This window comes from Pseudoxanthomonas sp. UTMC 1351, assembly GCF_040948865.1.
Lineage (GTDB): Bacteria > Pseudomonadota > Gammaproteobacteria > Xanthomonadales > Xanthomonadaceae > Pseudoxanthomonas_A.
The window spans coordinates 1-8,711 of the sequence record NZ_JAVGJT010000055.1; the positions used below are offsets into that span (position 1 = coordinate 1).

The window sequence follows — 8,711 nt, forward strand, 5'->3', positions numbered from 1 at the left end:
AATTGGTATGCGATCCGTCTGATTAATGCCAAGTACGTGTCCAAGACGTGCAGTGGCCCCGGAAGAAGCGACCGCAACGCTCCGGAAAGCTGGTTATCCATGTAAAGCTCACGCGATCTCTGGACCGCCAGGAAGAGCGCAGCCTTCGGCGGATCGAGGAAGAACAGCGTGGCGACGCTTTGTGGCGGCGCTTTATAATGAGGAGCGTCCCCACACCGCACCGGCAGGGAAAACCTCGGAAGAATTCCCGCATCTGATAGGCAGCCTTAAAGCGACCTTGCGAGACGCGTTCGTCTCAATCCGGAACGCGTTCGCGCATGAATCGACACGTAGCAACAGCGATGGCGCGGTGGATTCTGTTGTGCTCAGGAATGGTCGCGATCGGGTCTCTTGGACTCCAGAACAACGGGCGGCGATTTCCAAGTAATGAGTTGGTCTGGCGATTTTGTCGGCCTGAATCGAGCTTTGAGGTCTGGTCAGGTTCTGTCTCCTGAACAGCAGGCGTGGGACGCTGCCATGTCCTCTGCGCTCCGCTCAGCGTCTGCCGGCATGCGCTATCAGGGCGAAGTCTATCGCGGATTTCGCCTAGAAAAGGCTGAGCTCAACCGCGTAATTGAGACAAGAAAGTTTCATGAGCCAGCATTCATGTCAGCCACGCCGCATATCGGCTCGGCCACATCCTTCGCAAAGTCAGAGTACGAGGGGCGAGTGCCTGTAATGCTTGTTGTGAAGTGCAATGGCCAAGGTATTGATCTAACCAAGATACAGAAGGCGTCAGCCGAGGGTAACGAAGGCGAAGTACTCTTTGATCGAGGTGCCCATTTCAATGTTCTAGACGTGGTTCTGCCGGGAAAAAGAGCACCTTTGCACAAGCTTACGGTTGAGTTGATTGGCGAGTCAGGCGCGCCGCCGGCCGACGGTAGTTCGTGATCGTGATCCATTCGCTCCCGCGAGTGTCGTGATACAGCACGGCGCTTCGCGAGTCTTTGTGTCCGAGCAACAGCCCAGCCACCACTGAATCGCCCAGGGTCCCGTAGATACTCAGAGTAATCCCCCGCAGATTGGCAGCAGACAGAAGTGGAATTCTTTCGTACCCTGACCCGGGGAGATTCCATGAAGAAGTCCCGCTTTACCGATAGCCTGATCATTGCCGTACTGAAGCAAGCCGAGGCCGGCACCCCGGTGCCGGAGCCATGCCGTGAGCATGACATCAGCTCGGCCACGTTCTACAAGTGGCGCAGCAAGTTCGGCGGCATGGTGCGTCGCTGATGTCCCAACTCAGGGAGCTGCAGGAAGAGCATCGGCGACTGCAGAAGATGTATACGCCGAAGCCCAACTCAGCGCCGGCCTACCATCGTTGACGCCGACCTTGGTCGATATCGCGTATGCATTGCGCGGCCGGGAGGACAAGGCATGGCCCAGCCACGACTCGCTGAGGCCGTAACCATATAGGGCGCAGTATCGAAGAACCTGATTCGGCCCTCGAACGCGGCGTGTACCGCCGTGGCCTACGCGTCGTCTTCTGACACCGGCGTATACAGATTGCCGATCGGCACAGCACCGAATCCCAACACCGAGCTGCCAATGCCACCGGCCTAGGCCGCGTTCCTGCAGGCCGGCGTGGGGATTTTCCGGACGCACACTCATGGGTCGCTTCTACACCCTCTGGTCTATGCCGATACGGATCCGATCCGAAACAGCCGGAGAACCTCCCCGATGGCTGGCCTGGAACGGCCGTCCGTTTCTTATTTGCACGGACCGCCGGTCACGGGCTGTCGCAGCGCGTGCTTGCCGCCGCTTCCGGGTTCAGCCGTCTTGCGCCGACAAGGCGCCTGCTTGCGCGGGCTCCCGCTGACGGCGCTGATAGCGGATATCCAGATACAGGCTATAGGCGGCAGTGAACGCCGGGCACAGGTTCTGCAGCACGCCGACCGCGTCCTGCTTGGTCGAGAACAGGAAATAACTCAGCGCCATGCCGCTGCCGCCCAAGCTCATGTACCAGAACAGACGCGGAATCACTGGCCGCCGGGCCTGGCGCGAGGCCAGAAACTGGACCACCCAGCGCGCACCGAACATCAGCGCGCCGGTCAGGCCAATCAGCTTCCACGGGGTTAGATGCAGGCCGCTCCAGCCAAGCCACAGGAGTTCCTGGTTCATCATTGATATGCCTCTTCAGTCTAAATACCGATCTGGCGCCCCGCCGCCGCCAGGGCCGGGGCAGCAACCGCGCCACGCAAGTCGACCCCCGCTGCGCTTGGCCCTATCCCGTCGATACCGGCGACGCTGATGGCCCCCAGTTTTTGCGACCACCGCCTGCAACATCGCCCTTGTCCAAGCTCAGGTCGGCCACCACCTGCATCAGCGTGCGATTTCCTTCTTCCAAGCTGACGCGGCCGCCTCAATTCGATGGCTTCAGGCCCCGCACCTCTTCGTCCCCTTGTAGAACGTAGTTTCAGAAACCCCATCTTGCCGCAGATCTCGGCGACCGCCGTCTCGAGCTAGCCTGCTTCAACGCAAACGCGACCTGCTCCTTGGTAAACATGACGTCCTCACGGCATGACTCCCAATAAGTCACGCGAACCATTTTGTCGAACCCTCTACTTACCGGCCGCCGGCTTTCCTGGGAGGATCGAGGATGACCGACCTAGCCAGCTATCTAACCTACCCTCTACAAGGCTACGTTGTTCAGAAGCGGAGACGCTGATTTAGTCACCGTAGTTCCTGTCCCGCTGGCCGCAGCGCCATGCTCCCAACAGGTCGGAGCCCGCCTGCGTCAGTCCAATAATCATGCCAGCATACGGCTTTCCAACCTTGTCGTGAGCCGCAATGGCATCAGCAAGGCCATTTGAACGCAACATTTCTAGTTCTTCTAGAACTTTTTCGTTCGGATAGCCCGCTACTTCCAACCGCGTCGGATCCACGCCGGGCACGGCGATCTCGAACTTCTCAAGGAGCCGATAGGTAAGCTCGCAAATATGCATGGCGGGACACCTCGATAGGTTTCTATGTGTAGTGGCATCACGACGTGCTGAAGAGGAGCACTGATGCACGCCATCGGCCGGTGGCTCCGCAAAGCGGTGCAGCTCATGCGACGTTGCCCACCGCGTCTTTTATGATTCGGCGATGCCGATCAGTACTCACCGTCGAGGGACAGAGTAGGCACACCGGTCAGCTCCGGCTCACCTTGCAGCAGAGCCTCAATGAAATGCTGTACGGCAATGTGCCGGGTCAACTCCTCGATCAGCGAAGTGCGATCGTCTTCTTCGCCTCCATGCTCCATGCGCGCCGACAACGGCGTTACAGTCATATCTAAGGGTGTGCGCAACTGCGCGGTAGAGCTGTCAAGTGCCGGAATCATGTGCGTTCAACCTTTTTATCCAAATGGACCAGGTGAGTACGGGTGGCACTGGCTTTCAGCGAGCGCTCCACCGCCACGGTGTATTGCGAAGCGCGTTGCTGCAAAGCCTCGGCGAGGGCCTGTTCGCCGAGCCAAGCCGACAGCTGGCGCAATGCCGGTTCGGCCGTGTCAAGCGCGATGACGTGATCGCCACGTTCGAGCACGGGATAAGGCAACTGGCCGGGCCGCACGCGCAGCGTGTCCTCACCTATGCGCATCTTCAGATGGTCGATGAGCTTGGCACGATCATCGGGCAGGTATAGCGTCCATGCCTCGTCCGTCGCCTCTGCGGGGCCGAGCAAGCAAGCTTGTGCAATCAATGCCGCTTCGATCCTGGCCTCGGCTAGTGCAACGCGAATACGCCCTTCCATCTCCGCGCGGACCTGCGCCTTGAGTCGCACCTCGTCGGCCAGCAGTTCAGCCAGCCGCGGCACCGCCGCTGTCAGGGCCTGCGCCAGGCCTTCAAAATACCCGTCCTGGCACGCTTGCGCATGCAGTTCATCGGCGCGCAGCTGTGCTTGCGCTAAAGTTTGTGCGGCGCGTTTTTCTGCGAACCGTTGCAGCCGTTCTGGACGCTCGGCGCGCCCTAGCGTGCTGGCGGCAATGACGCCATTACGCGCAAAGGGAACGGCAGAATCGGGGATCTTTCTGAACATGAGCCAAGGCCATTGAAAAGCGGATCAGATTGTCGGAAGTGAGTATTGGTTCGGGCACGCCCGGCGGCAATGCGTGAAAGCGCAAGACAATTCGACCACTAAGCCAGGGCGGCAGATGTGGTATTAGCCTTGGAAGGCAGGCGCCGCCCCAGTCGATTAGCGCTTGGCGTGACGACGGCACGCCGCCGTCGACGCGGGTGTGTGGAAACTCGTACTGGAGAAAGGCGTGCACCTGCGGTTCGAACTGTTGGAACAAGCGCTGGCCAGCCAGACGATCACGCCACAATGAACATGCCATCAGATAGGCCGCCGCGGGAATGGCATCCCAACCGTGCAACAGCCGCCGCACCCAGCGCGCCTGATCGGCCGTCACCGATGCAAACGGTGGCAGCGCATACCGATGCACCAGAACCTCGTTAAGCACTGAGCGCCCGTGAGCGGTCAGTGACGGTCCCACATCATGCCAGCCGACCATGTACGAGACGGGATCGTAGAGGACCCGCAGTTTTCGCTCAGCTAGCATCGCGCCGCGCCTGTGGCTTGGGCAGGAGCTTGAGCCTGTCGGTAACGCCTTGAACCCAAGCCGCGCTCTTTTCTTGACCGTGGCGACGAATCAATCCCAGCGCACCTAGCCCGACCAATACGATCATGCCCACCCATATCAGCGACGCCCACCATTGCGGCCCCACCGACGAACGGGAGGGAGTCGCCGTCAACACGCGATTGGGTGCGCCCGCGCTCAGTATCACCGAAATATTCTCATACTCGACATTGGCGAAGGTGTTACGCAAGAAGCGCTTAACTGATTGCACCAGCACCAGTTCGTCGATTCCTGGCTCATGGACGACCACGGCCGCCAAGCGCATGCCATCAGGGACCTGGTTTTGCGATATCCCGCTGCTGGTGCGCAGATCGTAGCTCACGCCCACATGCGCCTTACGCACCCCGGTCATCGCCGCTAATGATTCTTCCAGGCGCTGCTCGATAGCCGAATACAATCGTGCCCGCTCGCTCAAAGGCGTGCTGATCATCGCATCGGCGGGGAACGCCTGCGCGATCTGAGTTGGCGCCTTGCTGGGCAGTTCGTGATGGCGCATCAGATCGATGGCTTGCGCCAAATCGGCATCGGCCACCTCCACAGCATACGAAGCCTTGCCGCCGTTGCGCTTGTGGGCCGCAATGTTGTTATGCAACATCACTGCCACAACTTCGTTGGCCTGCTGCTCGTTCAAGCCTTCCAGCAGCCTTGCCTTTTGGCAACCCGCCAGCAAGAGCAAGCTGGCGGCAAACGCACCCAGTGCCCACTTCGATCGAATGTTCGTCATTGTCCGCTCATGCCAATGCGTTGCAAGTCCAATTAGGACTTCAACAGCGTTTCGGTGCCTTTCACCATGTGACTGACCAGGCTGGAAGTGACCGTCATATCGAGCACATAGTCGTGCAGCTGCGTCTGAAGTCGGAACAGACTTTCGGGATTGCTGGCGACATTGGGGTCGTTGCTGGCCGCCTCGATCGCAGCGCGGCGTTGGCCGGCCTGTACGTAGGCATCGGCCCAGGCCGCCTGAAAACGTTCGCTCAGGGGGGTGGCCTGCTCTAGCGGCGACGCTACTGGCAAATGACCGAGTTGGATGTTTGAAATGTTCATGATCGAGTCCACCGCACTGAAGAATAAAGAAGAGCGCAACGTCCGATCCTGCCCATCGGCAGGGTCAGACTTAGATGTTGCGAGCGTTCTGCTTTTGCATATCCGCCAGGTTCTTGGCCGAGTTTGACTGCAGCATGCGATACAGGTTGTACTCCGACAACGCGGTCTGATACGCCGCCAGCTTCGCCGGGTTAGATGGATCGCCCGGATTGGCGGCGGTGCCGTCACCGGCAAGTTCCAGGAAAGCCTGATCCAGCTTAGCCTTCAGGTCAGCAACGCCGCCGTCAAAGTGCTCGCTGTGCATATCAAGCCAACCGTTCCAACGGGAGCCGTCGTTGCCCTGCGGGCCGCCGTCCCAGTTCAGTGGGGTGATGGAAGCAGATCGGATGGAGTCAGTCATTTCGTTTCCTCTAGATTGGCCGGTACGCTATGCACCGGAGTTGCAAAGCTCCACATACCTCCTCCCATCGAGAGGATCTGTTGCGGCGCATAATGAAAGGAGTTGCCTTTGAGCATGTCGTCCCACAACAGGATATTGATCGAGATGCGGCGGTAGCCCCATTGCTCTAAGAACATCTGGCGGTAGCGGCCCATCGTGTTGAGTCCGGCATCATCCAAGAACGTATCGTTGGAGACGCCGATGCGACGATTGGATACGTCCACGCGCGAGGTGATGCCTCGCGCTCGTAGGTCGTCGCGCACCATCGCCACCAACTCGCGATCACTGACCGCCTCGATGTGCAGATGCTGGGCATATGGCATGGCCGGCGCCAGCAGCGTGCGCGTACGCTCGATATCCGCTGGCCGGCTATCTGGCGCGGCCAGCACAATCTGCGGGCGGGCAGGATCGCGAAGACGGATGGTCACGTAATCGATGTCCGACTCGGTCAAGCGACGGCCTAAGCGTTCGGCTTCGGCGGTGCGCTCGACGAAGACCGCATCGCCTTGCTTACCCAATCGCTCGATAGCGCGCCGACCCCAGGCTACTCCTTGGGCGGTATCGACAAATGCGTACAGGCGCCTATCGCTGCCATATGCAATGGTATAGTCCATCGGCGCACTTTGCAGTTCGGCCTCCAGGGTCGTGACCCGAGTTTCCGGAGCCTGGTGCCGGATCCACACCGCCGTGCCGATCGCCAGCGCTGACAAGACCAAGGCGCCAGCTGCCCACAACCGCCACGAGCTGCGCTCCGGGACCGGCGCCCACTCCGACATCAATGCCTGCGGCAGCGGCGGTTCGAAATCTAGCACCTCGCGAGCCCAGACCTCGTCGGCCGGCCGCACTGCTAGATACACTTCTCCTGCGCGATGTGCCCGCTGCATATCGATCGGCGCGAAGCACCAGCGGCCGGTTTCGTCGGCCACCCCGAGTTGGAGCTCGGGGAGCGGGGCATCGTTGTAAACACCCGCAGGGTCCTCCGATGGGGCATCCACGCGAAGACGGATGATAAAATTGCATTGCGCGCGCTCGTCAGGAACGAAATAGATGTTCTCTGCCCCCGCCAACGTCTGTCCGACATTGCCACTGAGCAGATCTTTCTGCTGACCAACGACAAACACGGCATCGCCTTCGCAAATGGCGTACTCGGCGCCATTGAGCGTGCCGGTCAGTAGTTTTAGCTTCATTTCGAACACGGGTTCCCTCGGAACGCTTATTTCCCAGCCACAATAGTTGGATGCGGCCTCTAGGTGTAAACGGACGCACCCCGCGCGTGACCAGGAAATGTCGCAATTGAGCGGCGGCAACGTCTGCCAGGTGCGGGGTGGCCGCGATGAGGGCGGCGCCTGGTGGCCGACAAAGCACCGAGGATTGAAAGCTTAGGCCCTCCCGTACAACTCCACGCGGCAGTGCGCGCGCAGACAGATGTGGGCCCGACAACGGGCTGCGTTATGCTTGCCGCACTGCACGCTCAGTAGTGCCGCTGCGATGTGGCCGAGGAAGGCGAGCATCTGCGCGCGCATCCGCGCGACAACAGATGCATGAACTACACATCAAAAAGAATCTTACTTTTTCTTTCACTCATAAGTCAGTTGCGGGCCGGCGAAAAGCTGGCCGACGACGTGCGTGAGCAACCGGTATCGCCGCTCGGCCCGACCGCGTATCAGGCTTCAAACATCACCGGTCTAGAGTTGCCAGAATTCAGTGGATGCCTGGTCGGCGGCCCCGATGCGCTGCCTCAAACTCTCGATCGGAATGGCGTCGCAAAGGTAACTATGACGATGGCATCATTACGCGATATCCCGAGCAGCAGATGATGAGACACGGCGCTAGAATTGATACGCATTGGGTACTGGTCTTACCGAGAATTCCTTAGTCCACCACAACCGTCGGACTGCGTCTTCGGGAAAGCGGGGCGGCTACCGGGGCGATGCTTCCAAATCTATCGCCAGAATATTTTTGCAGGCAGCCAGTCGGCATGCAACCCAGACGTTCGACCATTGTGACGAGCGGCGACGACGCGGCAGTGCCTTACCGCAACGTTGATAGTGCCTGCCTCAGTGGTCCGTTTCATGATTATTCGACCTTCGTCAACGGCGGCACCGTCCATTTTCCTTCTAATGCCTCGTCCTTGGGCCAATACAATCGCATAGTCATCACAAACCGCCCTTGAGCGCCGGCAGCCAGTTCGCTTCCTTGCGCTCGCCGGGAGATTCGTTCTGAATCAGCAGCGTGATGCCGCCATCAGAATCCTTCTTTGAAATTCGGCAACATCGGAGATGTTGAACAGATGGCCGTCGATCGGGTTGGCGACCAGCAAACTCGACGGTAGTTCATGCATCGCCAGCGACCAGAACATGTGGACGGGCGGCAGTTTCCTCGGCGCAGGGCGAAGAGAGTAGCGATGTGACCCGTCCAGCTTTTGCCCTTCCGCATCGACACTGTGCACCGGGTATATCGCCTCTTCCTTCGAGTTGCATTGAATCGCCCCGGGTTTCGTAGACACCTCGCAGCCATAAACTATGGCTTAGGCGGAGGTGGTTATGAGCACGAAGCGGTACACCGATGAGTTCA

Annotated in this window: 11 protein-coding genes and 3 pseudogenes; 3 read left to right on the forward strand and 11 right to left on the reverse strand. The window is 59.6% G+C overall.

The window, feature by feature from the left end:
* The first annotated feature begins 426 nt into the window (after positions 1-426).
* Together AB6O04_RS20320 and AB6O04_RS20325 are read left to right on the forward strand one after the other, a co-directional pair.
* Complete coding sequence (locus tag AB6O04_RS20320) at positions 427-930, forward strand: ADP-ribosyltransferase (RefSeq protein ID WP_368566235.1); 504 nt, start codon at positions 427-429, stop codon at positions 928-930.
* Between the two features lie 183 nt (positions 931-1,113).
* Positions 1,114-1,322 (forward strand): annotated as a pseudogene (locus AB6O04_RS20325) (transposase); the annotation flags it as partial.
* Positions 1,323-1,362: 40 nt separating this feature from the next.
* Here the strand turns inward: AB6O04_RS20325 and AB6O04_RS20330 are convergent.
* From AB6O04_RS20330 to AB6O04_RS20375, 10 genes and pseudogenes are all read right to left on the reverse strand, one after another.
* Positions 1,363-1,647: pseudogene (locus AB6O04_RS20330) on the reverse strand (aldo/keto reductase); the annotation flags it as partial.
* A 159-nt stretch (positions 1,648-1,806) separates the two neighbouring features.
* On the reverse strand, positions 1,807-2,157 hold the full coding sequence (locus tag AB6O04_RS20335; protein WP_368566236.1) for a lipid-A-disaccharide synthase N-terminal domain-containing protein: 351 nt from the start codon (positions 2,155-2,157) through the stop codon (positions 1,807-1,809).
* A gap of 548 nt (positions 2,158-2,705) precedes the next feature.
* Complete coding sequence (locus tag AB6O04_RS20340) at positions 2,706-2,981, reverse strand: hypothetical protein (protein WP_368566237.1); 276 nt, start codon at positions 2,979-2,981, stop codon at positions 2,706-2,708.
* Positions 2,982-3,130: 149 nt separating this feature from the next.
* Entirely contained in the window at positions 3,131-3,307 is a 177-nt protein-coding gene (locus AB6O04_RS20345) for a hypothetical protein (RefSeq protein ID WP_368566238.1), read from the reverse strand.
* Positions 3,308-3,354: 47 nt separating this feature from the next.
* The gene (locus AB6O04_RS20350; protein WP_368566239.1) at positions 3,355-4,053 is read right to left on the reverse strand and encodes a hypothetical protein; all 699 of its coding nucleotides are present in this window, start codon (positions 4,051-4,053) and stop codon (positions 3,355-3,357) included.
* A complete protein-coding gene (locus AB6O04_RS20355) occupies positions 4,010-4,576 on the reverse strand; it encodes a hypothetical protein (protein WP_368566240.1) in 567 nt (188 codons plus the stop codon). The genes AB6O04_RS20350 and AB6O04_RS20355 overlap by 44 nt, the downstream gene beginning before the upstream one ends.
* On the reverse strand, positions 4,566-5,378 hold the full coding sequence (gene sctJ / locus AB6O04_RS20360) for a type III secretion system inner membrane ring lipoprotein SctJ (RefSeq protein WP_368566241.1): 813 nt from the start codon (positions 5,376-5,378) through the stop codon (positions 4,566-4,568). Before sctJ ends, AB6O04_RS20355 begins: the two co-directional genes overlap by 11 nt.
* 32 nt (positions 5,379-5,410) lie before the next feature.
* Entirely contained in the window at positions 5,411-5,698 is a 288-nt protein-coding gene (gene sctI, locus AB6O04_RS20365) for a type III secretion system inner rod subunit SctI (protein WP_368566242.1), read from the reverse strand.
* A 70-nt stretch (positions 5,699-5,768) separates the two neighbouring features.
* Positions 5,769-6,098 (reverse strand): EscF/YscF/HrpA family type III secretion system needle major subunit, encoded by a 330-nt coding sequence (locus AB6O04_RS20370; protein ID WP_368566243.1) that lies wholly within the window; start codon positions 6,096-6,098, stop codon positions 5,769-5,771.
* Positions 6,095-7,444, reverse strand: a complete 1,350-nt coding sequence (locus AB6O04_RS20375) for a PrgH/EprH family type III secretion apparatus protein (protein ID WP_368566245.1) — start codon at positions 7,442-7,444, stop codon at positions 6,095-6,097. The genes AB6O04_RS20370 and AB6O04_RS20375 overlap by 4 nt, the downstream gene beginning before the upstream one ends.
* A 234-nt stretch (positions 7,445-7,678) precedes the next feature.
* Here AB6O04_RS20375 and AB6O04_RS20380 point away from each other — a divergent pair, with 234 nt between their 5' ends.
* Complete coding sequence (locus AB6O04_RS20380) at positions 7,679-7,954, forward strand: hypothetical protein (protein WP_368566246.1); 276 nt, start codon at positions 7,679-7,681, stop codon at positions 7,952-7,954.
* 339 nt (positions 7,955-8,293) lie between these two features.
* Here the strand turns inward: AB6O04_RS20380 and AB6O04_RS20385 are convergent.
* A pseudogene (locus tag AB6O04_RS20385) lies at positions 8,294-8,643 on the reverse strand (DUF1214 domain-containing protein).
* Positions 8,644-8,711 lie beyond the last annotated feature (68 nt).